This window comes from Paucibacter soli (assembly GCF_037482845.1).
In the GTDB taxonomy this organism is placed as follows: Bacteria; Pseudomonadota; Gammaproteobacteria; order Burkholderiales; family Burkholderiaceae_C; genus Paucibacter_B; species Paucibacter_B soli.
In genome coordinates this window covers 586,357-610,032 of record NZ_JBBHJW010000002.1, presented here as the reverse complement: position 1 = coordinate 610,032, position 23,676 = coordinate 586,357, and the positions used below count along the sequence as shown (strand labels likewise).

Sequence of the window (23,676 nt, the reverse complement as noted above, 5' to 3'; positions counted from 1 at the left end):
CTTGTCTTTACTGCGTGGCAAGCGGCGGCTGCGCCGCCGCGCCATGGATCTTCATCTGCCGGGCCCGGCCGGGCAGGCTGCGCTGCAGCAGGGCCCAGTACAACTCCAGCACCAGTTGCACATGGGCCTGGGTTTCGTCGATGGCGGGCATGCGCCCGCCGGCGCGGCGTACCTGGCCTTCACCCGCATTCCAGGCCGCCAAGGCGGTGTCGATGCGGCCGAAGCGCCGCATCAGATCGGCCAGCATGCGCGCGCCGATCAGCACATTGCTGCGCGGGTCCAGCAAGTTGGCCTCGCTGCTGCCGCCGTAGCGCTGCGCCGACTCGCTGGTGATCTGCATCAGGCCGGTGGCACCGCGCGGCGACACCGCCGCATGCTGGTAGCCCGACTCCACCGCAATCACCGCCTTCAAGAGTTCCTGGTCGACGCCGGTCTGGCCAGCGGCCTCGCGCAAATAGGGCTGCACCGCCTTGACCTCGGGGGCGAACTCCAGCCAGGTCAGCAGACGCTGGCCATGGTCGGTCTTGCCGGGCACCTTCTGGGGCGTGGCGCCGCTGCCCAGCACCAGGGCGTAGCGGCTGTCGAGCCGAGCCTGGGCAAAGTGCGCCACGCCAAGCGCGTCCACATAACCCCATAGCTCGGCGCGCGCGGCACCGCCACACAGGGCCAGGGCCAGCAGCCAGCAGGCCTTGTTCACGCGCCCTCCTCGCCCAGCGCGACGCGCGCCTGGTACTCGCGGTCCAGCATCGACATCACGATCAGGCTGTCATAGCCGTCCGCGCCTTCGATGCTGACCCGCACGCTTTCGCGCAGCCGGCCCTCCTCGACAAAGCCCTCGCTGGCGTAGAGCTGCAGCGCGCGCGTATTGAGCGCCTTAACATCCAGCCAGAAGCGGTGCGCATGCAGCTGCGTGAAGGCCAGCTTCTTGAGCAGGCGCACGCAGGCGCGGCCCAGGCCCTGACCCTTGGGCTGCAGCACCAGGCGCTTGAGCTCCACCGAGCCGTGCGGATTGCGGCAGCCCTGCAGGATCACGAAGCCGGCGCGCTGGCCCTCGTTGCCTAGCTCGACAATGAAGTGGCGGCAATCTGGAAAGCGGATCGCGCCCTCGTGCTGGGTGCGTTCCCAGGGGGTGATGAAGGGGCGGTTGCTGCCGTCTTGCTCCACCGAGACCACGAAGTCCAGATCGGACAGCATGCTGGGGCGCAGGTGCACGCGCGGGGCCGTCGTGCTCATGCGCCGGCGCCCTCGTCAAAGCCGCGCAGCACCGCCACCACGTTGTGGCCGATCGCCTCGGTGGCATAGCCGCCCTCCTGCAGAAACAGGGTGGGCAGCTGCAGCGTGCGCAGGGCCTGGCCGATGCGGCGGAACTCGGGCTGATCGAGCAAGAAATGCGAGATCGGGTCGCCCGCATAGGTATCCACACCCAGCGAGACGATCAGCAGCTCGGGCGCATAGGCATTCAGCGCCACGAGGGCACGCTCGAAGGCCTCGAACCATTGCTCGTTGCTGGCGCCGGCGGGCAGCGGGAAGTTGGCATTGCAGCCCAGGCCCGCGCCGGCACCGCACTCGTCGGCATGGCCGAGGAAGAAGGGGTATTCGGTCTGCGGATCGCCATGGATGCTGGCGTAATAGACATCGCCGCGTTCGTAGAAGATCGCCTGCGTGCCATTGCCATGGTGGTAGTCCACGTCCAGGATGGCAACGCGCTGCTTGCCGGCAGCGCGAGCCGCCTGCGCGGCCACCGCCGCGTTGTTGACAAAGCAGTAGCCGCCAAAGAAATCGGCGCCGGCATGGTGGCCGGGCGGGCGCGTCAGGGCATAGGCGCTGCGCGCCCCGGCCAGCAGCAGGTCCAGCGCGCTGAGCGTGGTCTGCGCGCCCCAGTAGGCGGCCTCCCAGGAACCCGCGGTCAGCGGCGTGCCGCTGTCCATCGAATACAGGCCCATGCGGGCGGCAAAGCTGGCGGGCACCACATCGCTGCGCAGGCTGCGCACCGGCCAGACGGCCGGGAAGGCATCGCCCTCGCCGCCCAGTTGCTGCCACTCGGCCCAGGCGCCGCGCAAAAAGCGCAGATAGGCCGGGCTGTGCACCGCCTCCAGCGGGTCCAGGCCATGGTCCACGGGATCCAGCACCGCGCCCAAGCCGCTGGCCTGCACGGCGGCCAGCACGAAGTCGGCACGCGCCGGCAGCTCGAAGGCCGGCACCAGACGGCCGCGGAAGAACTCGTGCGTGGCGGCATGCACGCCGTGGTGCCGGTTGTAGACCGTGTCCATCAGACGTCCACCTCGACGCTGTCGCCGTGCAGTTCCATCAGCTCGCGGCGCGAGGCGGCCTCGCCCTTGCCCATCAGCTTGTTGAAGGATTCCTCGGTCTGCGGCAGATCGAATGCGCCATAGGCGATGGGCATGAGGCGGCGCGTCTCGGGATTCAGCGTGGTGTCCCAGAGCTGCTCGGCGCTCATCTCGCCCAGGCCCTTGAAGCGGCTGATGGTCCAGCTGTTCTCGCGCGCGCCTTCCTTGCGCAGCTTGTCCAGCGTGGCGGTGAGTTCGCCCTCGTCCAGCGCGTAGATCTTGGCGGCCGGCTTCTTGCCGCGCGCCGGCGCGTCCACACGGAACAGCGGCGGCCGCGCCACATAGACGTTACCGGCCTCGATCAGCTTGGGGAAATGGCGCAGGAACAGGGTCAAGAGCAGCACCTGGATGTGCGAGCCGTCCACATCCGCGTCCGAGAGTATGCAGATCTTGCCGTAGCGCAGGCCGCTGAGGTCGGGGCTGTCGTGCTTGCCATGCGGGTCCACGCCGATCGCCACCGAGATGTCGTGGATCTCGTTGTTGGCGAAGAGCCGGTCACGCTCGACCTCCCAGGAGTTCAGCACCTTGCCGCGCAGCGGCAGGATCGCCTGGGTTTCCTTGTTGCGCCCCATCTTGGCCGAGCCACCGGCCGAATCGCCCTCGACCAGAAAGACCTCGTTGTGCAGCACATCGCGGCTTTCGCAGTCGGTCAGCTTGCCGGGCAGCACCGCAACACCTGACCCCTTGCGCTTCTCGACCTTCTGGCTGGCGCGTTGGCGCGTCTGCGCCTGCTTGATCACCAGTTCGGCCAGCTTCTTGCCATGTTCCACATGCTGGTTCAGCCACAGCTCCAGCGCCGGCTTCACATAGGTGGAGACCAGGCGCAGCGCGTCGCGCGAGTTCAGGCGCTCCTTGGTCTGGCCCTGGAACTGCGGGTCCAGCACCTTGGCCGAGAGCACGAAGCTGGCGCGCGAAAACACATCGTCGGGCATCAGCTTGACGCCCTTGGGCAGCAGGCTGTGCATCTCGATAAAGCCCTTGATGGCGCCGAACAGGCCGTCCTTCAGCCCGGACTCATGCGTGCCGCCGGCCACCGTGGGGATCAGGTTCACATAGCTCTCGCGCATCGGCGCGCCGTCTTCGGTGAAGGCCACGCACCAGCCGGCGCCCTCGCCCTCGGCGAAGTTCTCACTCTCGGCGGCGGTTGCGTATTGCTCGCCCTCGAACAGCGGAATCAGCGGGTCGGCATTCAGCGTCTGCATCAGGTAGTCGCGCAGGCCGCCCTTGTAGGACCAGGTCTGCAGCTCGCCGCTTTTCTCGTTCTTCAGCGTCACGATCACGCCGGGCATCAGCACCGCCTTGGAGCGCAGCAGATGCACCAGCTCATGCTTGGGCAGCTCGGCGCTCTCGAAGTACTTGGCATCGGGCCAGACGCGCACCGTGGTGCCCTGCTTGCGGTCACCGCTGCCGCAGGCGCGGGTGCTGACCGGCTCGACCACATCGCCGGCCTCGAAGGCCAGGCTGGCCACCCGCTTGTCGCGCCAGACCTGCACCTCCAGGCGCTTGGCCAGCGCGTTGGTGACGCTCACGCCCACGCCATGCAGGCCGCCCGAGAAGCTGTAGGCGCCGCCCGAACCCTTGTCGAACTTGCCGCCGGCATGCAGCCGGGTGAACACGATCTCCACCACCGGCACGCCCTCCTCGGGGTGCAGGCCGAAGGGGATGCCGCGGCCATCGTCGGCCACCGAGATCGAGCCGTCGAGGTGCTGGACCACGTCGATGCGCTTGCCAAAGCCGGCCAGGGCCTCGTCGGCGGCGTTGTCTATCACCTCCTGGATGGTGTGCAGGGGGTTGTCGGTGCGGGTGTACATGCCCGGGCGCTGCTTGACGGGCTCAAGGCCCTTGAGCACGCGGATCGAGGCTTCGCCATAGGCGGCAGGGGTAGCTGATGCGGAAGGTTTCGTTGCCATGGCGCGGATTGTAGGGAGGGCGCGCGGCGCCCTCGCCCATGACAAAGAGGCGTAGCATGCGCGGCTGATTTCTGCTGCGCCAACCATATGCGTCACCTCTTTCTGGCCTTGTGCGCCCTGGGCCTCGGCAATGCCCTGGCGCAAACCGCCCCGCCGCCCTTCAAGGCCAGCCCGTCCATGAGCATGGAGCTGCGCAATGCCCAATGGTTCGACGGCAGCGAGTTCCGCCGCGGCAGCCTCTATGTGGAAGACGGTCGCTTCGTGGCAGCCAAGCCCAAGCGCGTGAACCGCCGCATGGAGTTGAGGGGCCAGTACCTGATCTCCCCGCTGGGCGAGGCGCACAACCACAATCTGCAGAGCGAATGGGGTTATGGCCAGTTCGCCCGCAGCTATTTGAACGATGGCGTGTTCTACGCCGCCATGCTGTGCGGCGACCCGGCCGGCGTGGCGCCCGTGCGCAAGCTGGCCGGCGGCGCCGATGCGCCCGATGTGGCCTTCGTCACCGCCTGCGTCACCTCGTCCGACGGCCATCCGCTGGAGATGCTGCTACGCCCCGCCAGCGAGGGCCAGCCCGCAGTGACCCTGGCCGATATGGCCGACAAGGCGGTTCTGATCATGGACAGCCCGGCCCAGGTGCGCGAAAAATGGCCGCTGGTGCAGGCGCGCAAGAGTGAAATGATCAAACTGGTGCTCAGCTACCACGAACGCGAAGAGCTGCGCGGCCGCCCCGAGCTGATGGGCAAACTGGGCCTGCGGGCCGAGGTGGCGGCCGAGATCGTGCGCATGGCGCACGCCGCGGGCCAACGCGTGGCCGCCCATGTCGACAGTGCCGCCGATTTCGAGGCCGCAGCGCGCGCCGGTGTCGACCAGATCGCCCACCTGCCCGGCTATTTCCCGCATCACGGCGATGCGCCCGAAAGCTATTTGCTGAGCCCTGCCAGCATCGAGCTGGCGGCACAGCGCAAGATCGCGGTCATCACCACCACAGCCGCCACCGGGCTGTTCAAGGCCGATGCCGATCTGCTGACGCGTATTCGCGCCGTGCAAAAGCGCAATCTTCAAATGCTCAAGGATGCCGGCGTGCCGCTGCTGCTGGGCTCGGATGTGTTCACCGGTACGGCGCTGGCGGAATTCCGCAGCCTCGCCACGCTGGGCGTGCTGAGCCCTGCCGAGCTGCTGCGCATCGCCACCCAGGACACGCCCAGAGCGATATTTCCCAAGCGCCGCCTGGGCTGCTTCGAGGCCGGCTGCGACGCCAGCTTCCTGGTGCTGGCGGGCCATCCGCTGCAGGACCTGACCGCCGTGGAGCAACCGCTGCTGCGCGTCAAGCAGGGCCGCATCCTGACCCTGATGGACGATGTGGCCAGCACGGCGGGTGGCACGGCCGACACCGCGGCGGGCGGCAAAAAGGCCGCGGCAAAGAGCGGGAAGAAGCGCAAGGCCGCCGCCAAGCCTGCGCCCAAGCGCAAGCACTGAACAGCGACGCCCCATGTCCGCTCCATCCACTTGGCTCACCCGCTGGCCGCAGGCCCTGCGCGCCGGCGCCACGGCGCTGGACCTGGCCTGCGGCAGCGGCCGCCATCTGCGCTATCTGGCTCAACAGGGCCTGCACGTCACCGGCGTGGACCGCGATGCCCAAGCCCTGGCCGGCCTGCAGGGCTTTGGCGAGTTGATCGTTGCCGACCTCGAAGCCGGCCCCTGGCCGCTGGGCGAGCGCCAGTTCGAGCTGGTGCTGGTGAGCAACTATCTGTGGCGGCCGCTGCTGCCGCGCATCGTGGGCGCGGTGGCGCCCGGCGGCTGGCTGATCTACGAGACCTTCGCCGACGGCCAGCAAAGCATAGGCCGGCCGGCGCGCGCCGATTTCCTGCTCCAGCCCGGCGAGTTGCTTCAGCTCTGCAGCGGGCTGCGCGTGGTGGGCTATGACGACGGCTTTCTCGACGACGCGGGCGTCAACCCGCGCTATGTGCAGCGCGTTGCTGCGGTTCGCGCCGCGCCAGCGCCTGGGGTCTACCCCCGTCATCAGCTTCCCTTTGGCTGAGCGGCTGCGGCGCTGAGTAGAATCCGCCGATTACGAGGAATCCTGATGAAACCGATAGCAGGCAGCATCGTCGCCCTGGTGACGCCGATGCAGGAAGATGGCAGCGTCGATTACGCCGCGCTGCGCCGTTTGATTGATTGGCAGATCGCCGAAGGCACGGACGTCATTGGCGTGGTCGGCACGACGGGTGAATCGCCCACCGTGAGCATGGAAGAGAACCGCGAGATCATTCGCGCGGCGGTCGAACATGTGGCGGGTCGGGTGCCTGTCATGGCCGGCACCGGGGCCAACTGCACCGCCGAGGCCATTGAGCTGAGCCGCTACGCCAAGCAGGTGGGTGCGGACTGCACGCTGTCGGTGGTGCCGTACTACAACAAGCCCTCTCAGGAGGGCATCTACCAGCATTACAAGGCGATTGCCGAGGCCGTGGACATCCCGATGATGCTCTACAACGTGCCCGGCCGCACCGTCGCCGATATGCTGCCAGAGACCGCGCTGCGCTGCGCCGCCCTGCCGGGCGTGTTCGGCGTCAAGGAGGCCACCGGCGACATCGAGCGCGCCGCCACGCTGATCAAGCATGCCCCCAAGGGCTTTTCGATCTACTCGGGCGACGACGGCACCGCCATCGCGCTGATGCTGCTGGGCGGCCAGGGCAATGTGAGCGTCACCGCCAATGTGGCGCCGCGCGCCATGCACGAGCTCTGCAAGGCCGCGCTGGCCGGCGATGTGGCCGAGGCCCGCCGCATCCACTTCCAGCTTCTGGGCCTGCACAAGCAGTTGTTCTGCGAGCCCAGCCCGGCCCCGACCAAATGGGCGCTGGAAAAGCTCGGTCGAATCCAGGCGCATATGCGCCTGCCGATCACGCCGCTCACCGCGGGCGGCCAGGAACTGGTCGGCCAGGCCCTGCGCGACGCCGGCCTGCTCTAAGCCACAGCCCCTATCATTGCGACCCTGACAGCATGCGCATGGGCGCATGCCTGACCTTCGGAGATGTCCAGCGTGACCCCAACTTTCAAAGCAACTGCCGCACCGACCGCGGTCCGCTTGGCTTGCCTGCTGCTCGTCGGCACCTCGCTCACGGCCTGCAGCTCGATCGAGAACATGTTCTCCTCCGACAAGGTCGATTACCGCAGCGGTGCACGCCAGACCACCGGCCTCGATGTGCCGCCCGATCTGACCCAGCTGGCACGCGATGGCCGCGCCCAGGTGCAGGGTGGCGTGGTGAGCGCCTCGGCCATGCAGCAGACATCGTCCACCACCGCCAAACCCAGCGCTGGCAGCATGAGCAAGGTGGCGCTGGACCAACTGGGCGACCTGCGCATCGAGCGCTCGGGTGAGCAGCGCTGGCTGCGCAGCTCGCTGACGCCCGAACAGCTCTGGCCGCAAGTGCGCGGCTTCTGGCTCGAGCGCGGTTTCGAGCTCGCCAGCGAGCAGACCGAAGTGGGCGTGATGGAAACCAACTGGGCCGAGAACCGCGCCAAGCTGCCGCAGGATCTGATCCGCAGCACCATCGGCAAGGTGCTGGACGGCCTCTACTCCACCGGCGAGCGCGACAAGTTCCGCACCCGCCTGGAGCGCGTCAATGGCGGCACCGAGATCTATGTCAGCCACCGCGGCATGATCGAGGTCTACACCGGTACCCAACGCGACAACACGGCCTGGCAGCCGCGCCCCGCCGACCCGCAACTGGAAGCCGAAATGCTCTCGCGCCTGATGCTCAAGCTGGGCGCCAAGGAAGAGCAGGCCAAGGCCGTGCTGGCCGCCGCACCGGCCTCGCCTGCCAAGGCGCCGGCCACGGCCGCCGCTGCGCATGCCGGCACGCGCGCGCTGGCGGACGTGCCCACCAGCCTGCAGGTCAACGAAGGCTTCGAGCGCGCCTGGCGCCGTGTCGGCCAGTCGCTGGATCGGCATGGCTTCACGGTGGAAGACCGCGACCGCAAGCAGGGCCTGTTCTTCCTGCGTTATGCCGACCCCAACGAGGCCGGCAAGGACGAGCCCAACTTCTTCAGCAAGCTCTTCGGCGGCGACAAGGGCCAGACCGCGGTACGCTACCGCGTCTCGGTCAAGGCCGAGGGCGAGCGCAGCACGGTGATGGTGCTGGACGACAAGGGTCAGCAGCAGACCGGCGAGATCGCCAAACGCATCCTGAACCTGCTGATGGACGATCTGCGCTGAGACTCAGCGCCGCTGCCGACCATGCGTTTTTGCAGCCTGGGCAGCGGCAGCGGCGGCAACGCCACCGTGGTGGAGGCGAGCCAGGGCATCACGCGCACGCGGCTCTTGATCGACGCTGGCTTCAGCCAGCGCGAGCTGACGCGCCGACTGGCCTCGCGCGGCCTGGCACCCGCCGAGCTGGATGCCATCTTCATCACCCACGAGCATGGCGACCATATTGGCTGCGCCGCCGGATTCGCCCAGCGCCACCGCATCCCGCTGTGGGCCAGCGCCGGCACCTGGCAGGCCTTGAGCAAGGCGCAGCCGGACTTCCCCAGCGAACTGCGCCATGTGGCGCGCGCCGGCGAGGCCATCCCGCTGGGCGACCTGTGTCTGCAGCCCTATGGGGTGCCGCATGATGCCAAAGAGCCGCTGCAGCTGCGCTGCCATGACGGCGCACAGCACCTAGGCGTGCTCACCGATGCCGGCTCGATCAGCCCCGGCATGCACGCCGCCCTGAGCGGCTGCCACGCCCTGCTGCTGGAGTGCAACCATGATGTGCAGATGCTGCAGAGCAACTCCCGCTATCCGGCCAGCCTGAAGCGGCGCATTCTGGGCAGCCATGGGCATCTTTCGAATGCCCAGGCCGCCGAGCTCCTGCGCGCCTGCGCCCATGCAGGCTTGCAGCAGGTGGTGGCGGCCCATCTGAGCGAAAGCAACAACCTGCCCGAGCTGGTCCTGGCCGAGTTGCTGGACGCCCGCGGCACGCAGGCCTTCGAGATTCTTGTCGCCGATCAGGCCCAGGGCATGGACTGGCTGCTGCTGCGCGACGCATAACGTCGCGCCCATAACAAAAGCCGCCTGGGCTTGCGCCCAGGCGGCTTGTGCGTGATCGGATGAAAACCGATTACTTGCTGGCGGCGGCCGAAGCAGCGTCAGCAGCGGCGGGTGCCGAAGCTTCCATTGCAGGAGCCGAAGCGGCTTCCGAAGCGGCGGGAGCGGGAGCAGCAGCAGGAGCCGGTGCGGGAGCAGCAGCTTCTTCCTTCTTGCCGCAAGCGGTCAGGGCAACAGCAGCCAGCAGGGAGGCCAACAGGATCGACTTTTTCATACTTGTCCTCAAAGAATCGGTGAGACGAAGATCAATTACCGGTAATTAATGGAGCACCGCCTCTGACAGCAAAACGCAGTGGCAAGCCCCAGCAGATCAAGACGGGGAAACCTCGAGCGCTCCCCTCGCCTAGCCCGCGATTATAGGGGGTTGATTGCGGTCTCCTTACAAACCCAATGTCGTAGCACTGAAGGAAGGGCTTGATCGTTGCTGAATCGCATCAAACCATTCGCGTGCCAGCAATTCATCCGGGCGCTCTGCGGACAAGACCGCGCGCCAATGCTCGCCATCCAGCACGCGCAGGCATAGCGTGCCCGGCGCCAGCAGCAGGGCGTCGAGCTTGCGGCCACCCGCCAGCGCCATGTCCTCTTCGGTGTAGCTGCCGGCCTCCACCACATGGCCATAGTCCTGGCGCCAACGCACAAAGCGCGGATGCACGCGGCGCAGGCCCTCATAGTGCTGCGCCAGCAGATGCAGGCGGCGATGCGGCAAGGCCCAGGCCTTCAGCGCGGCCAGCACCTCGGGGTCCGAGAGCGGCCAGGCGCTGAAGTCGCGGTCCAGCCAGCATTGCTCGCGCCCGCCCTGGGCCAGGGCCTGCAGCAGGCCTGCCTTGAGCGCCGCGAGCACCTGCTCGCGCGAATTCAGGATGCCGGTCTGCAGTTCCATCGCGACCTCACTCCTGGGCTTGCACCCAGCCATCCTCGACCCAGATCTCCAGCAACTCGCGCGCGCCATCGGAGAGTTTGGCGACCTCCTTGGCACTCAGGGCGCGCGCGTCGGCCAGGCGCCGCATCAGCTGCGCATCGCGCCCGGCGGCGCGGAAGGACTCGCCATTGATGAAGACATGGGCGCGGTCGTACATCATGCGGCTGCGCCGATCGAGCGCGATGCCGGCCCCCGCGGGCAGCACGCCACCCTGCTCGAACCAGACGCGTGGCTTGGGCTCGGTGAGCGCCTCGCCCAACGCACGCTCCAGCGCCAGCGGCTCCTTCAGCGCGCGCTCGGTGGCGTCGCGCGCAAAGTCCAGCAGTTGCTGCGGGATCTCGCCCGGCGCCTCGGTGGCGGCCTGCTTGGGGTCGGCATACATCTTGTTGGCATAAGCCTGCGAGTCATCGTCCATCAGACGCTGCAGCAGCTCGCGCGCCAGCTCGGCTCGCCAGGGCGTGCGAAAGCCCACCGAGCAGGTCATGCATTCGCCGATGGCAATGCCGTCATGCGCCCAGCCCGGCGGCAGGTAGAGCATGTCGCCGGGCTCGAGCACAAACTCCTGCTCGGGCTCGAAGTCCGCCAGCAGCTTCACCGGCACGCCCGCGCGCAGCGCGCCGCTGGTGGCCACGCCCTGGCGGCCGATGCGCCAGCGGCGCTGGCCATGCACCTGGATCAGGAACACATCGTAGGAATCGAAATGGGGGCCCACGCCGCCGCCATCGCTGGCATAGGAAATCATCAGATCGTCCAGCCGCGCCTCGGGCACGAAGCGGAACTGCGCGAGCAGCTCATGGGCATTCTGCAGATGCAGATCCAGCCCCTGCACCAACAGGGTCCAGCCCGGCTTGCTGTAGGGCGGCAGCTTGGCGATGGGGCCCTGCTTCAGAGCCCATTTGCCGCTGAACTGCGAGACCAGGCGCGACTCGACATCCTCGCTGGCGGCCAGCGCGGCCAATTCGCTGCGCGAGGCCGGCGGGCGGATGCCGGGCAGGGCCTGGCGCACCAACAGCGGCTTCTTCTGCCAATGGCGCCGCATGAATTGTTCGGGGCTGAGACCGCCCAGCAGAGGTGTGGAGAGCTTGATGTTCATGGCGGCGATTGTCGCCCTGCGACTATGTGAAACAATTGAGCCATGCTAATTTCTGCCCCCTGCGTCGTCTCCCTGAGCTGGAGACTGGAAGACGCCCAAGGCCAGTTGATCGACGAACTGGTCAACCCTCTCGAATTCTTCTACGGCGGCGACGACCTGTTCGCCAAGGTGGAAGAGGCCATTGCCGGCCAGGAAACCGGCTATGAAACCAGCCTGGCCCTGCAGCCCGACGATGCCTTTGGCGACTACGACTCCGGCCTGGTCTGCTTCGAGCCGCGCAGCGTGCTGCCCGAGAACGTCGAAGTGGGCATGCAGTTCGAAGGCATGCCCGAAGGCGCCACCACCAAGGACATGCCGGCCGAGGCCATCTACACCGTCACCGAGCTCTATCCCGAGCATGCGGTGCTGGACGGCAACCACCCGCTCGCCGGCATCGGCCTGCGCATGCATCTGCGCGTGCGCGATGTGCGCGAGGCCACCGAGGCCGAGATCGAGGTGGGCAGCCTGGGCGAGGCGGTGTTCAGCGTCGCCACCGGCGCGCCGCCCGACGCACAACTACATTGAGTTGCAATCAAGTCGTTCGCCGGGCCGCCCCAAGAACGACTTGTGCCCGCCACAGGCGGGCGTCCCCTCGGGGGAGCGCTCGCGTACCCGCGGGCGAGGGGCTCAATGTTTACCGGTTGAGCCGAAGCCGCCTTCGCCACGGTGCGAGGCGTCAAAGTCGTCGACGACACGGAACGCGGCCTGCACCACCGGCACCAGCACCAGTTGCGCGATGCGCTCCATGGGGTTGATGACAAAGGTGGTGTGGCCGCGGTTCCAGCAGCTCACCATCAACTGGCCCTGGTAGTCGGAGTCGATCAGGCCGACCAGATTGCCCAGCACGATGCCATGCTTGTGGCCGAGGCCCGAGCGCGGCAGGATCATGGCCGCCAGGCCCGGGTCGCCGATGTGAATGGCCAGGCCGGTGGGCACCAAGAAGGTCTGGCCGGGTTCCAGCGTCACGGGCGCGTCCAGGCAGGCACGCAGGTCCAGGCCGGCGCTGCCGGGCGTGGCATAGGTGGGAAGCTGCTCGGCCATGCGGGCGTCGAGCACTTTCAGATCAACAGTGGTGCTTGTCATGCTTGTTGCAGTCGGGTCGCGATGTCGGCCACGAGTTGGCGGGCCAGACTCAGTTTGTCATTGCGAGGCAGCTCGCGCTCGCCGGCGGCATCCACCAGCACCAGGGCGTTGTCGTCGCGGCCAAAGGTCGCCGGACCCAGATTGCCGACGATCAGCGGCACCTGCTTGCGCAACAGCTTTTCGCGTGCATGCTTGACCAGCTCCTGGCTCTCGGCGGCAAAACCTACGCAATAGGGCCGATCGGGCAAGGCGGCCACGGCCGCGAGGATGTCGGGGTTCTCGCTCAACTCGAAGGTCGGCGCTGTCTGCGTACCGTCCTTCTTCTTGATCTTGTGCTCGTTCATCTGCGCCGGGCGCCAATCGGCCACCGCCGCGGTGGCCACGAACACATCATGCTGTGCCGCACACGGCAGCACCGCATCAAACATCTGCTGGGCGGTCTGCACATCGATGCGGCGCACGCCGCGCGGCGTGGCCAGATGCACCGGACCGGCCACCAAGGTGACCTGGGCGCCGGCCTCGGCGGCGGCACGCGCGATCGCGAAACCCATCTTGCCGCTGGAGAGATTGGTGATGCCGCGCACCGGGTCGATGGGCTCGAAGGTCGGGCCGGCGGTGATCAGCAAGCGCTTGCCAGCCAGCAGCTTGGGTTGGAAGAAGGCGATGACCTCGTCCAGCAGCTCCTCGGCCTCCAGCATGCGGCCATCGCCGATCTCGCCGCAGGCCTGGTCGCCGCTGGCCGGGCCCAGCACCAAGGCGCCATCGGCGCGCAGCTGCGCCACATTGCGCTGGGTTGCGGGGTGGGCCCACATCTCGCGGTTCATCGCCGGGGCCACCAGCAGGGCGCAGCGCTCGGCTGGCCGCGCCAGCGCGGTGAGGCTCAGCAATTCGTCCGCCCTGCCCTGCGCCAGCTTGGCGATGAAGTCGGCGCTGGCCGGCGCGATCAGCATCAGATCGGCCTCGCGGCTCAGATTGATGTGGGCCATATTGTTGGCCTCGCGCGCATCCCACTGGCTCGTATAGACGCTGCGGTTGGACAGCGCCTGCATGGTCACCGGGGTGATGAAGGCCTCGGCAGCGGCGCTCATGATGACCTGCACCGTCGCGCCCGCTTTGGTGAGCAGGCGTGTCAGCTCGGCGATCTTGTAGCAGGCGATGCCGCCCGAGAGGCCCAGCAGGATGTGCTTGCCTTGCAATTGAAGTGCTTCAGACATGCTGCTGCACTCTATCAGCGCTTGCGAAACACCAGGTCCCAGACGCCGTGGCCCAGCTGGATGCCGCGGTTTTCGAACTTGGTGAGCGGGCGGTAGGCCGGCTTTTCGGCATAGCCATTGGCAGAGGCAGCGGTGTTCTCCAAGGTCGGCTCGGCGCCCAGCACCTCCAGCATCTGCTGGGCATAAGGCTCCCAGTCGGTCGCGCAATGCAGGTAGCCGCCGGGGCGGATGTGCTGCACCAGCTTGGCAACAAAGGGCGCCTGGATCAGGCGACGCTTGTTGTGGCGTTTCTTGTGCCAGGGATCGGGGAAGAAGATATGCACGCCCGCCAAGGAGGCCGGCGCGATCATCTGCTCCAGCACCTCGACCGCGTCGTGCTGGAAGATGCGGATATTGCCGATCTGCTGCTCGCCGATCAGCTTGAGCAGCGCGCCCACGCCGGGCTCGTGCACCTCGCAGCCGAGGAAGTCGTGGTCCGGCAGCTCTTTGGCGATCAGCGCCGTGGCCGCGCCCATGCCGAAGCCGATCTCCAGCACCAGCGGCGCCTCGCGGCCGAACAGGGCCACGGGATCCAGCCTTTGACCCGGCGTGTAGGGCAGCACGAAACGCGGGCCCAGCTCGGCCAGGGCCTTGACCTGGCCCGTGCCCATGCGGCCGGGGCGCGTCACGAAGCTCTTGATGCGGCGGCGCTCGGGCGCTTCAGTCGGCTCGGCGGGGGACTCGGCGGGGTCGGTCATGGCGGGAAAGCGAAGGACAGCAGGGGGCAGGAGTCTAGCCCACCGTCGCCATCACGATGGGGCTAGGCACATAGGCCTCGCCCAGCGTGCAGGCGGCCTGGTAGGCCGCCACGGCGCGCGCCGCGCTGGCCTCATCGGCCGCATGCACCAGGGCCATGGTCTCGCCGGCCTTGAAGCTAGCGCCCAGATGGCGCACCTCGGAGAGGCCCACGCGGAAGTCGATCGCATCGCCGGCCTGGCGGCGGCCGCCGCCCATCTCCACGATGACGAGGCCGATCTCGCGCGTCTTCATCGCGCTCAGCACGCCGTCGCGTGGCGCCGGCACCGGCAGCACCACGGGCGCCGGGCTCAGGTATTGCTGTGGGCGCTCCAGCAGATCGGACGGGCCGCCCAGGGCCGCCACCATCTGCGCAAATTTCTCGGCCGCGGCGCCGCTGTCCAGCCCGGCCTGCAGCTTGACGCGGGCGGCCGCGGCATCAGCGGCCAGGCCGCCCAGCACCAGCATCTCGGCGGCCAGCGCCAGCGTCACCTCGTGCAGGCGCGGCTCGACCCGCTTGCCGGTCAGATAGTCCAGGGTCTCCTGGATCTCCAGCGCATTGCCGACCTCATAGCCCAGCACCTGGTTCATGTCGGTGATGAGCGCGCGCGTCTTCAGGCCGGCACCGCCGGCCACGCTGACGATGCTCTCGGCCAGCTCATAGGCAAAGTCCGGCGTGTCGGCAAACGCGCCATTGCCGCACTTGATGTCCATGGCCAGCACCTGCAGGCCGGCGGCCAGCTTCTTGGACAGGATGCTGGCGGTGATGAGCGGCACGCTCTCCACCGTGGCGGTGACGTCGCGGCAGGCATAAAAGCGCTTGTCCGCGGGTGCGAGGTCGCCGGTCTGGCCGATCACGGCGCAGCCCAGGCTGCGCACCAGGCGGTCGAAGTCCGCGGGCGCCGGCATGGTGTTGTAGCCGGGGATGGCCTCGAGCTTGTCCACCGTACCGCCGGTATGGCCCAGGCCACGACCGGCGATCATGGGCACATAGCCGCCGCAGGCCGCCACCATGGGCGCCAGCATCAGGCTGACCTTGTCGCCCACGCCACCGCTGGAATGCTTGTCCAGCACCGGGCCCGGCATGTCGGGCCAGGCCAGCACGCGGCCGGAATGCATCATGGCGCGGGTCAGCGCCACCGCCTCCTCGCGGCCCATGCCGCGCAGGAACACCGCCATGCCCAACGCGGCCACCTGGCCCTCGCTCCAGCTGCCGTCCACCAGGCCGCGCACAAAGTGCTGGATCTGGGCTTCCGACAAGCTGTGGCCGTCGCGCTTGGCGCGGATGATTTCTTGAGCAAGCATGTTCAGTAGGCGCTGGAAGAGGCTGCCGAGGCCTGGCCCGCAAGCACCGCCTCGATGTCATTGAGCAGGCCGCTGGCGCCGAAGCGCAGGCGGCGCGCGTTCAAGGCCCCCTCGCCCAGCTTGACGCGTGCCTGCTGCAGATAGCCGCGCGCGTCGGCCACCGAGCGTATACCCCCCGAGGCCTTGAAACCGGCCGCGGAGAGGCCGCTGGCCGCGATCTCCTGCAGCATCACCGCGGCGGCAGCAGGGGTGGCCGAGACGCGGCTCTTGCCGGTGCTGGTCTTGACGAAATCGGCGCCGGCCATCAGCGCCAGCCGGGTGGCCTCGGCGATCAGCTCGGGCGTGGCCAGTTCGCCGCTTTCGATGATGACCTTGAGCGTGAGCGGCCGGCTGGCATGGCGCACCTCGGCCAGGAACTCGGCCACCTCGCTGCCCTGCCCCGCCATCAGGGCCTTGTAGGGCAGCACCACGTCCACCTCGTTGCCACCGGCCTGGGCGATCGCAGCCACATCGGCCAGCGCGCGCGGCAGGTCCAGCGCACCATCCGGGAAATTGGCCACCGCGGCCACCTGGATCTCGGCCGGCAGCAGGCGCCGTGCCAGCGCCACGAAGCGCGGCCACACGCACACCGCGGCCACCGGGCCATGGGCGCTCTGGGCGCGGCGGCACAAGGCCTCGATGTCGGCCTCGGTGTCGGCGTCGTTCAGGCTGGTGAGGTCCAGGCATTGCAGGGCCAGCCGGGCGCTGTCCTGCAGGGTCAGGTCTTGCATCGCATCCATATCAGGCCTTCAGCGACGGCAGTTCGGCCATGCCGGCCACCAGCTGCGCCAGGAAGGCCGCGGCGCGTTCGCCCGACACGGCCGCCTGCTGCAGCGTCAGCGCATGGGTCAGGGCCTCGGCCGACAGGCCGGCGGCCATATTCGTCATCAGCGCCAGGCCCATCACGCGCAGGCCGGCATGGCGCGCCAGGATGGTCTCGGGTACGGTGCTCATGCCCACGGCATCGGCGCCCCAGGCGGCGAACATGCGAATCTCGGCCGGGGTCTCGAACTGCGGGCCCAGGGCCCAGACATAGGTGCCCTCGCCGAGCTTGAGGTTGTGCGCCTGCGCCACCTTCTTGGCTTGCGCGCGCAACTCGGCGTCGTAGGCGCTGCTCATGTCCACAAAGCGCTCGCTGCCGGGCTCGCCCACCAGCGGCGAACGCTGTGGTGCGTTGATGTGATCGGCGATCAGCATCAGGCTGCCGGGCGGCATGTGCGGGCGCAGCGAGCCCGAGGCATTGGTCTGGATCAGCACCTTGACGCCCCAGCGCTTGAGGCTGCGCAGTGCGCCGGCCATGCCGGTGCACTCGCCGCTTTCGTAGGTATGGGCGCGGCCGCGCAGCATGGCCACGCGCTGTGCGCCCATGGTGCCGACCACCACCTCGCTGACATGGCCCTCGACCTTGGGCCGGGGGAAGGCCGGCAGCTCGCCATAGGCCAGATGCTTGGCGCCCTGTACCTGGTCCACCGCACCGGCCCAGCCCGAGCCCAGCACCACCGCCACTTCGGGGGCGGCGCCAAACTCGGCCTGCAGGCGTGCGACGCTGGCGTCGATGAGGGGGTTCAGTTCGTTGTTGTCGATCATGTTGCGTGTCTCCGGTGCACCGTTCAGAGGTGCTTCAGATGGTCCGGGCCAAAGCTGGCCGGCAAGAGTTGTTCCAGCGTCCATTGCGCCTTCACGCCCTGGGGGTCGGCGGCAATGACGATGAGTTCGCCGGCAGCAAACTCGCGCAGCTTCTGGCGGCAGCCGCCGCAGGGCGTGATGATGTCGGGCCCTGGGCCGGTGACCAGCACCGCCTGCGCCTGGCGGCCACCCGCCATCACCATCGCGCCCAGGGCCGTGGCCTCGGCGCACCACCCCTGAGGATAGGCCGCATTCTCGACATTGCAGCCGGCATGGATGATGCCCTGCTCGTCCAGCACCGCGGCACCCACCGGGTACTTGGAGTAAGGCGAATAGGAGCGCGCGCGCGCTGCCTGCGCGGCAGCGAGCAGGCGCTGCAGCACATCGGGTGGAAGTTGCAACATCAACGTTCCTTGATATAGGGCCGACCCAGCGCCTTGGGCGCCAGCGCCTGGCCGATGAAACCGGCCAGCAGCACCACGGTCAGCAGATAGGGCAAGGCCTGGATCGCCTGCACCGGTACCTCGCCCCCACCCCATGCAGCAGGGATGGCCACCCCTTGCAGCCGAATGGCGGCGGCGTCGAGGAAGCCGAACAGCAGGCAGGCCGCCATCGTAGGTAGGGGCTTCCACTTGCCGAAGATCATCGCCGCCAGCGCGATGAAGCCGCGCCCGGCCGTCATGTTCGGCGAGAAATTGGCGTTCTGCGCCAGCGTCAGATAGCTGCCGGCCAGGCCGCACAGCAAGCCGTTGAGCAGCAATGCGGCATAGCGCAGGCGCGGCACCGAGACGCCGGCCGCATCCACCATGGCCGGGTTCTCGCCCACCGCACGCAGGCGCAGGCCGGGCTTGGTGCGCTCGAGGAAGAACCAGACACCGCCCACCAGCGCAAAGGCCAGATACACCAGGATGTTGTGGCTCAGGAGACCATGGCCGAGCACCGATGCCCACCTGCTGCCCTCCACCGGCTCGGCAAACGCGCTGACAAGGCCGGTGAGGCGCACCGCGGCATCGACCGGTGGTGTCTGCCCGCCCTGGGCAAACCAGGCGATGCCCAGCACCACGGTCAAGCCGGCCGCCACCATATTGATGGCCACGCCCGACACCACCTGGTCGCCGCGGTGGGTGACGCAGGCAAAGCCATGCAAGAGCGAGAGCAGGCAGGCCACCAGCATGGCCGCGCCCAGGCCCAGCGCGGTGGAATGCCCCACGCTGGCGGCGGCGGCCGCGGCAAAGGCGGCGAACAGCATCTTGCCCTCCAGGCCGATGTCGATCACGCCGGAGCGCTCCGAGATCAGGCCCGCCAGGGCGCACAGCAGCAAGGGCGTGGTGACGCGCAGCGTGGACGCCAGCACCGAACCGATCAGGACCTCATCCACGGGCGCTTCCCTCCCTGCGTTGGAGCGCGGCATAGATGCGCGCAAACATCGGCGCGCTCACCATCGCCATGGCGCCTGCAAACAGCACGATCAGGCCCTGCACCGTCACCACCATCTCGCGGCTGAAGCGCGGCAGCTCGAAGGACACCTCGACGCCGCCCTGGTAGAGCACGCCGAACAGCAGCGAGGCCAGGATGATGCCCAGCGGGTGGTTGCGCCCCATCAGCGAGACCGCGATGCCGGTGAAGCCGGCGCCAGCCACGAAGTCCAGCGTCAGCTTGCCCTGCACGCCCGAGATCTCGTTCACGCCCACGAGACCGGCCAGCGCACCCGAGATGCCCATTGCGATCAGCACCTGCAGGCGCGGATTCATGCCGGCGTAATGCGCGGCCTGCGGCGCCGAACCCACCGCGCGCAGCGCATAGCCGGCGCGGCTCTTCCACAGGAACCAGCTCACGAAGCAGCAGGCCAGCAAGGCCAGCACGAGGCTCAGGTTCAAGGGCGAGGACGGCAGTTCGACACCGAGCTTCTCGGCCAACTGGTGCAGCGCCGGCATGCGCGCGCTGTCGGCGAAGTTGGCGCTTTCCACCGACATCGAGCCGGCCGGGCGCAGCCAGTTCACCAGCAGATAGACGTTCAGGCTGGCGGCCAGGAAATTGAACATGATGGTGGTGATGACGATATGGCTGCCGCGCCAGGCCTGCAGCCAGGCCGGCACCGCCGCCCACAGCATGCCGAACAGGGCCGCGGCCAGCACCACCAGCGGCAGCATCAGCCAGGCGGGCAGGCTGTGGCCCAGCCACAGGGCCAGCAGCGCCACGCCCAGGCCGCCGAAGGTGGCCTGGCCCTCGCCGCCGATATTGAAAAGGCCGCCATGGAAGGCCACCGCCACCGCCAGGCCGGTGAAGATGAAGGTGGTCGCGTAATAGAGCGTGTAGCCCAGTCCGCGCGCGTTACCCAAGGCGCCGTTGAGCAGGATGGACAGGGCCTGCAGCGGGCTCTCGCCGATCAGCAGCACCACGCCGCCCGCCACCAGCAGGGCGACGAGCAGGTTCCACAAGGGCAGCAGCACCAGATCCATCCAGCGCGGGATCACAATCGCTTGCGCATTGCTACTCATGCGGCGGCCACCTCAGCTTGTGCGGCCATCAAGAGGCCCAATGTCTTTTCGTCGCACTCCGCGATCCCCAGTTCGCCGGTGATACGGCCGCAGTTCATGACCAACACGCGATCGGCCAGGGCCAGGATCTCGTCCAGTTCGCTGCTCACCAGCAGCACCGCACAGCCCTCGTCGCGCAGACGGCGCAGCTGGCCATGGATGAATTCGATTGCGCCTATGTCCACGCCACGCGTGGGCTGGCCCACCAGCAGCAGCTGCGGCTGCTGGCCGATCTCGCGCGCCAGGATCAGCTTCTGCTGGTTGCCGCCGGAGAACTTGGACGAGCCCAGTTGCGCATCGCGGGGGCGCACGTCGAAGCGTTCCATCATCTGCGCCGTCTGCGCGCGCATATGGTCCTGGTTCATCGCCAGGCCCAGCGGCGCTGCACGGTACTGTGCCTGCTCGTGGTATCCCAGGGCCGCGGTTTCCCAGGCCGGGAAGCTCATCACCATGCCCAGCAACTGGCGATCCTCCGGCACATGGGCCAGCTTGAGTTCGCGCGCCCGCTTGGGGCTTAGCCAGGCGCCGGCCGTGAAGCGCGCCTCGCCCAGCTGCAACTCGCCGGCCTCGGGCGCGCGCATGCCAGACAGCACCTCCAGCAGCTCGCTCTGGCCATTGCCCGAAACGCCGGCCACGCCGACGATCTCGCCGGCGCGCAACTGCAGGTCCACGCCAGCCAGCGCCGGCACACCATGGGCATCGCGCAGGCGCAGCCCCAAGGCCCGCAGGCGCAAGGCCTGACCCTGCGCCGCCTGTGTCTCAGCGCGGCCCAGATTCACCTTGCGGCCCACCATGGCTTCGGCCAGGTCTTCCGGGCTGGTATCAGCAATCGCCGTGGTCTTGATGACCTGGCCGGCACGCATCACGGTGACCTCGTCGCACAAGGCCATCACTTCCTTGAGCTTGTGCGTGATGAGCAGAATCGTCGTGCCCTGGGCGCGCAGCGTGCGCAGGGTTTCGAACAGCTGCTCGGTCTCCTGCGGGGTCAGCACCGCCGTGGGTTCGTCGAGGATCAGGATCCTGGCGCCGCGATACAGGGCCTTGAGGATCTCCAGGCGCTGCAACTCGCCCACGGGCAGCTCGCCCACCAGCGCATCCAGCCGCACCTGCAGGCCGGTGCTGCGCATCAGGGCCTCGAGCTTGGCGCGCACGGCACGCTTGCCAGGCGCCAGGAAGAAGGTGGGCTCGGCGCCCAGCATCACGTTGTCCAGGCAGGACAGCGTGTCCACCAGCATGAAGTGCTGGTGCACCATGCCCACGCCCAGGGCGATCGCCTGGTGCGAATTGGCGATGCTGACGCGCTCGCCGCCCACCTCGATGTGGCCCTCGTCGGCTTGGTAGTAGCCGTAGAGTATGGCCATCAGCGTGGACTTGCCGGCGCCGTTCTCGCCCACGATGCCATGCACCGTGCCACTCTCCACCGCCAGCGTCACGCCGCGATTCGCCTGCACCGCGCCGAAGCGCTTGGAAATCTCGCACAGCCGGACCGCCGGCGCGCGCTTGGACTCAGACATGGGCCGCTCTGCTCTTGGCTGCTTCGTCAGTACTTGCAGGCGTTGTCGGCCATGTAGTCGGCGACCTTGATCTTGCCGGCAATGATGTCGGCCTTGTAGGCCTCGACCTTGCTCTTCAGCGCGGGCGTGATGAGCTTGGCATTGTGCTGATCGACGGCGTAGTCGACGCCACCTTCCTTGAGCCCGAGCACGCTGACGCCGGCCTTCCAGTCCTTCAGCACGTTGTAGACCGCCACGTCCACGCGCTTGACCATCGAGGTCAGCATGGTGCCGGGCTGGATATGGTTCTGGTTGCTGTCCACCCCGATGGCCAGCTTGCCGGCGTCCTTGGCGGCCTGGTAGACACCGCTGCCGGTGCCACCCGCGGCTGCGAACACCACGTCCACACCCTTGGCGAACTGGGCCTTGGCCAGTTCGCCGCCGCGCGTGGGATCGTTCCAGGCGGTGGCGGTGGTGCCGGTCATATTCGAGACCACCTCGGTCTTGGCGTTGGCCGCCTTGGCGCCCTGCTCGTAGCCGCACTGGAACTTGCGGATCAGCGGGATGTCCATGCCGCCCACGAAGCCGACCTTGCCGGTCTTGCTGCTGAGCGTGGCCATGGCACCGACCAGGAAGCTGCCCTCATGCTCCTTGAACACCAGCGACTGCACATTGGGCTGGTTCACCACCATGTCGACGATGGCGAACTTGATCTTGGGGAACTCCTTGGCCACCTGCTCCAGCGCCGAGGCCTGGGCGAAACCGATCGAGATGATGGGGCTGGCGCCGCGCTCGGCCATGCGGCGGATCGCCTGCACGCGTTGGGTCTCGTTGCTGATCTCGAATTCGAGGTACTTGCCGCCGGTCTCGGCCTTCCAGCGCTCCACGCCCCGGTAGGCCGACTCGTTGAAGGACTTGTCGAACTTGCCGCCCATGTCGAAGATCACCGCCGGCGTGGCCTGTGCGATGGCAGCGGACGAGGCGGCAAGGGCCAGGGCAGCGCCGGCCAGCGTAGACAGAGTGAGCAGCTTCATTGCGGTCCTATACAGGCTTGCACAGGTTGGGATAGACGCCAGCACGCGCGGTGGGCGGGCCCGCACAGCGATCTTGCGGATCGGTACGGGCGGCCGGCGGGAACAGGGGCATTCTAAAAAGCGCGAGTGTATCGGCTAATAAGGAAAACGCTAAACGTTTGCGCGCCCGTATTTGCTGGTTTGCGCAAATCGCGCCGGCCGCTCAGCCGAACGCCAGATCGCCCTGCGCCGGCGCCGGCAGCGCTGCCTGCATGGCCTGCGCGATCAGATCCAGATCGGCCGCGCCGAGCTCCAGCAGGCCGAAGCGCAACTGGTAGCCCCAGTTGCGCTGGCCGCGCGTCAGATCCAGGCGCTCCAGCAGTGGCGCGATCGGGGCCGGCCGTGCCGCCAGCCAGTCGACATCGCGGCGAAAGGGGCAGAAGCCCCCGTCCATGTCCACCTGGTAGGGGCTGCCCAGGCGCAGCGTGCCGATCGCGGTGAAGGCCTGCAGGCGATCCTGGCCACCGAAGGTCTCGGTGGGTGAGTAATACACCACCCGGTCGCCCGGCGCGAGCCGGCGCAGCGGCGCCGCCTTGCCATGGCAGACCTGCATAAAGCCCTCGGCCCGCCCACGCCGCACATGCTCGGCGCTGGCCACCGCCAGCCAGTTGCGCGGGGCACTCACCCTTGCGCCGCGTGGAACACGCGCAGGCGATGGCCGTCGGGATCGGCGGCGCAGAAGGTGTAGCCGAAGTCCATCTGCGTGGGTGCCTGGATGATGGGCAGCCCCAGGCCCGCCCATTTGGCCAGCAGCGCGTCCACCGCGGCCGCGTCGTCCTGCGCGAAACACAGTTCCGTCGCACCGGCCTGGGCGCTGGCGGCCGGCTGCACATCGGCGCGCGTCCACAGGCCCAGCATCATGCCGCCATCAAGCGCAAACATGGCAAAGCCCGGCGATGCCTCGACAGGCTCGCGGCCCAGCAGCCGCGTGTAGAAGGACGCGCTGGCCAGCGGGCTTGCGACGTAAAGGATGAGGAAGTTGGGTTGTGAGTTGGCTTGCGGCATAAGGCCTCCTGAATGTATGTTGGCTGGTCGCTGCAGGGCTTGCAGAGACGCATGCGCATGCTAGGCGGCCCTGCTGTCAGCTTGTGTCAGCAGCCTGATGGCGCACCGCAGCCGCGCACACGCTTGCTGGGC

At 68.0% G+C, this 23,676-nt stretch carries 26 protein-coding genes; 6 read left to right on the top strand and 20 right to left on the bottom strand.

Features of this window, described 5'->3' with window-relative positions; translation table 11 throughout:
- Positions 1 to 7: 7 nt before the first annotated feature.
- Genes WG898_RS07520 through WG898_RS07505 form a run of 4 tightly spaced genes read right to left on the bottom strand, consistent with a single transcriptional unit; the run spans position 8 to position 4,258 of the window.
- Positions 8 to 697 (bottom strand): lytic transglycosylase domain-containing protein, encoded by a 690-nt coding sequence (locus WG898_RS07520; protein ID WP_339602135.1) that lies wholly within the window; start codon positions 695 to 697, stop codon positions 8 to 10.
- Positions 694 to 1,233 (bottom strand): GNAT family N-acetyltransferase, encoded by a 540-nt coding sequence (locus tag WG898_RS07515; protein WP_339602134.1) that lies wholly within the window; start codon positions 1,231 to 1,233, stop codon positions 694 to 696. Before WG898_RS07515 ends, WG898_RS07520 begins: the two co-directional genes overlap by 4 nt.
- Positions 1,230 to 2,270, bottom strand: coding sequence for a histone deacetylase family protein (locus WG898_RS07510; RefSeq protein WP_339602133.1), 1,041 nt, complete (start codon positions 2,268 to 2,270; stop codon positions 1,230 to 1,232). The genes WG898_RS07515 and WG898_RS07510 overlap by 4 nt, the downstream gene beginning before the upstream one ends.
- Entirely contained in the window at positions 2,270 to 4,258 is a 1,989-nt protein-coding gene (locus tag WG898_RS07505; RefSeq protein WP_339602132.1) for a DNA topoisomerase IV subunit B, read from the bottom strand. Before WG898_RS07505 ends, WG898_RS07510 begins: the two co-directional genes overlap by 1 nt.
- 87 nt (positions 4,259 to 4,345) lie before the next feature.
- Between WG898_RS07505 and WG898_RS07500 the strand changes: the two genes are divergently transcribed.
- The 5 genes from WG898_RS07500 (at position 4,346) to WG898_RS07480 (ending at position 9,287) form a co-directional block, all read left to right on the top strand.
- Positions 4,346 to 5,734 carry an amidohydrolase family protein gene (locus tag WG898_RS07500; protein ID WP_339602131.1) on the top strand — a complete coding sequence of 463 codons (1,389 nt, stop codon included), beginning with the start codon at positions 4,346 to 4,348 and terminating at the stop codon, positions 5,732 to 5,734.
- Between the two features lie 13 nt (positions 5,735 to 5,747).
- Entirely contained in the window at positions 5,748 to 6,296 is a 549-nt protein-coding gene (locus WG898_RS07495; RefSeq protein ID WP_339602130.1) for a class I SAM-dependent methyltransferase, read from the top strand.
- Positions 6,297 to 6,341: 45 nt separating this feature from the next.
- Positions 6,342 to 7,223, top strand: a complete 882-nt coding sequence (gene dapA, locus WG898_RS07490; RefSeq protein ID WP_339602129.1) for a 4-hydroxy-tetrahydrodipicolinate synthase — start codon at positions 6,342 to 6,344, stop codon at positions 7,221 to 7,223.
- 174 nt (positions 7,224 to 7,397) lie between these two features.
- Positions 7,398 to 8,471, top strand: a complete 1,074-nt coding sequence (gene bamC, locus WG898_RS07485; protein WP_444718922.1) for an NlpB/DapX family lipoprotein — start codon at positions 7,398 to 7,400, stop codon at positions 8,469 to 8,471.
- Positions 8,472 to 8,492: 21 nt separating this feature from the next.
- On the top strand, positions 8,493 to 9,287 hold the full coding sequence (locus WG898_RS07480; protein WP_339602127.1) for an MBL fold metallo-hydrolase: 795 nt from the start codon (positions 8,493 to 8,495) through the stop codon (positions 9,285 to 9,287).
- A gap of 70 nt (positions 9,288 to 9,357) precedes the next feature.
- Here the strand turns inward: WG898_RS07480 and WG898_RS07475 are convergent, their stop codons facing one another.
- From WG898_RS07475 to WG898_RS07465, 3 genes are all read right to left on the bottom strand, one after another.
- Positions 9,358 to 9,558 (bottom strand): hypothetical protein, encoded by a 201-nt coding sequence (locus WG898_RS07475; RefSeq protein ID WP_339602126.1) that lies wholly within the window; start codon positions 9,556 to 9,558, stop codon positions 9,358 to 9,360.
- A gap of 165 nt (positions 9,559 to 9,723) precedes the next feature.
- Positions 9,724 to 10,224 carry a hypothetical protein gene (locus WG898_RS07470; protein WP_339602125.1) on the bottom strand — a complete coding sequence of 167 codons (501 nt, stop codon included), beginning with the start codon at positions 10,222 to 10,224 and terminating at the stop codon, positions 9,724 to 9,726.
- A 7-nt stretch (positions 10,225 to 10,231) separates the two neighbouring features.
- Entirely contained in the window at positions 10,232 to 11,356 is a 1,125-nt protein-coding gene (locus WG898_RS07465) for a JmjC domain-containing protein (RefSeq protein WP_339602124.1), read from the bottom strand.
- A 42-nt stretch (positions 11,357 to 11,398) separates the two neighbouring features.
- Between WG898_RS07465 and WG898_RS07460 the strand changes: the two genes are divergently transcribed.
- Complete coding sequence (locus WG898_RS07460; RefSeq protein ID WP_339602123.1) at positions 11,399 to 11,920, top strand: FKBP-type peptidyl-prolyl cis-trans isomerase; 522 nt, start codon at positions 11,399 to 11,401, stop codon at positions 11,918 to 11,920.
- A 102-nt stretch (positions 11,921 to 12,022) separates the two neighbouring features.
- On the opposite strand, the gene dut is transcribed toward WG898_RS07460, so the two are convergent.
- From dut to WG898_RS07395, 13 genes are all read right to left on the bottom strand, one after another.
- Positions 12,023 to 12,478: a dUTP diphosphatase gene (gene dut, locus WG898_RS07455; protein ID WP_339602122.1), complete on the bottom strand. Its 456-nt coding sequence runs from the start codon at positions 12,476 to 12,478 to the stop codon at positions 12,023 to 12,025.
- Positions 12,475 to 13,692, bottom strand: coding sequence for a bifunctional phosphopantothenoylcysteine decarboxylase/phosphopantothenate--cysteine ligase CoaBC (gene coaBC / locus WG898_RS07450; protein WP_339602121.1), 1,218 nt, complete (start codon positions 13,690 to 13,692; stop codon positions 12,475 to 12,477). Before coaBC ends, dut begins: the two co-directional genes overlap by 4 nt.
- 14 nt (positions 13,693 to 13,706) lie before the next feature.
- Complete coding sequence (gene trmB, locus WG898_RS07445; RefSeq protein WP_339602120.1) at positions 13,707 to 14,429, bottom strand: tRNA (guanosine(46)-N7)-methyltransferase TrmB; 723 nt, start codon at positions 14,427 to 14,429, stop codon at positions 13,707 to 13,709.
- A 34-nt stretch (positions 14,430 to 14,463) separates the two neighbouring features.
- The gene (gene deoA, locus WG898_RS07440; RefSeq protein WP_339602119.1) at positions 14,464 to 15,771 is read right to left on the bottom strand and encodes a thymidine phosphorylase; all 1,308 of its coding nucleotides are present in this window, start codon (positions 15,769 to 15,771) and stop codon (positions 14,464 to 14,466) included.
- A 2-nt stretch (positions 15,772 to 15,773) separates the two neighbouring features.
- Positions 15,774 to 16,550: a deoxyribose-phosphate aldolase gene (deoC, locus tag WG898_RS07435; RefSeq protein WP_339602118.1), complete on the bottom strand. Its 777-nt coding sequence runs from the start codon at positions 16,548 to 16,550 to the stop codon at positions 15,774 to 15,776.
- A gap of 1 nt (position 16,551) precedes the next feature.
- Positions 16,552 to 17,397: a purine-nucleoside phosphorylase gene (locus WG898_RS07430; protein ID WP_339602117.1), complete on the bottom strand. Its 846-nt coding sequence runs from the start codon at positions 17,395 to 17,397 to the stop codon at positions 16,552 to 16,554.
- 23 nt (positions 17,398 to 17,420) lie between these two features.
- Positions 17,421 to 17,840: a cytidine deaminase gene (cdd, locus tag WG898_RS07425; RefSeq protein ID WP_339602116.1), complete on the bottom strand. Its 420-nt coding sequence runs from the start codon at positions 17,838 to 17,840 to the stop codon at positions 17,421 to 17,423.
- Entirely contained in the window at positions 17,840 to 18,814 is a 975-nt protein-coding gene (locus WG898_RS07420; RefSeq protein WP_339602115.1) for an ABC transporter permease, read from the bottom strand. The genes cdd and WG898_RS07420 overlap by 1 nt, the downstream gene beginning before the upstream one ends.
- Complete coding sequence (locus tag WG898_RS07415; RefSeq protein WP_339602114.1) at positions 18,807 to 19,934, bottom strand: ABC transporter permease; 1,128 nt, start codon at positions 19,932 to 19,934, stop codon at positions 18,807 to 18,809. Before WG898_RS07415 ends, WG898_RS07420 begins: the two co-directional genes overlap by 8 nt.
- Positions 19,931 to 21,487: an ABC transporter ATP-binding protein gene (locus WG898_RS07410; RefSeq protein ID WP_339602113.1), complete on the bottom strand. Its 1,557-nt coding sequence runs from the start codon at positions 21,485 to 21,487 to the stop codon at positions 19,931 to 19,933. The genes WG898_RS07415 and WG898_RS07410 overlap by 4 nt, the downstream gene beginning before the upstream one ends.
- A 26-nt stretch (positions 21,488 to 21,513) precedes the next feature.
- Entirely contained in the window at positions 21,514 to 22,500 is a 987-nt protein-coding gene (locus tag WG898_RS07405; protein WP_339602112.1) for a BMP family lipoprotein, read from the bottom strand.
- A 202-nt stretch (positions 22,501 to 22,702) separates the two neighbouring features.
- Positions 22,703 to 23,164: an EVE domain-containing protein gene (locus tag WG898_RS07400; protein ID WP_339602111.1), complete on the bottom strand. Its 462-nt coding sequence runs from the start codon at positions 23,162 to 23,164 to the stop codon at positions 22,703 to 22,705.
- Positions 23,161 to 23,544: a VOC family protein gene (locus tag WG898_RS07395; protein ID WP_339602110.1), complete on the bottom strand. Its 384-nt coding sequence runs from the start codon at positions 23,542 to 23,544 to the stop codon at positions 23,161 to 23,163. Before WG898_RS07395 ends, WG898_RS07400 begins: the two co-directional genes overlap by 4 nt.
- Positions 23,545 to 23,676: the final 132 nt, after the last annotated feature.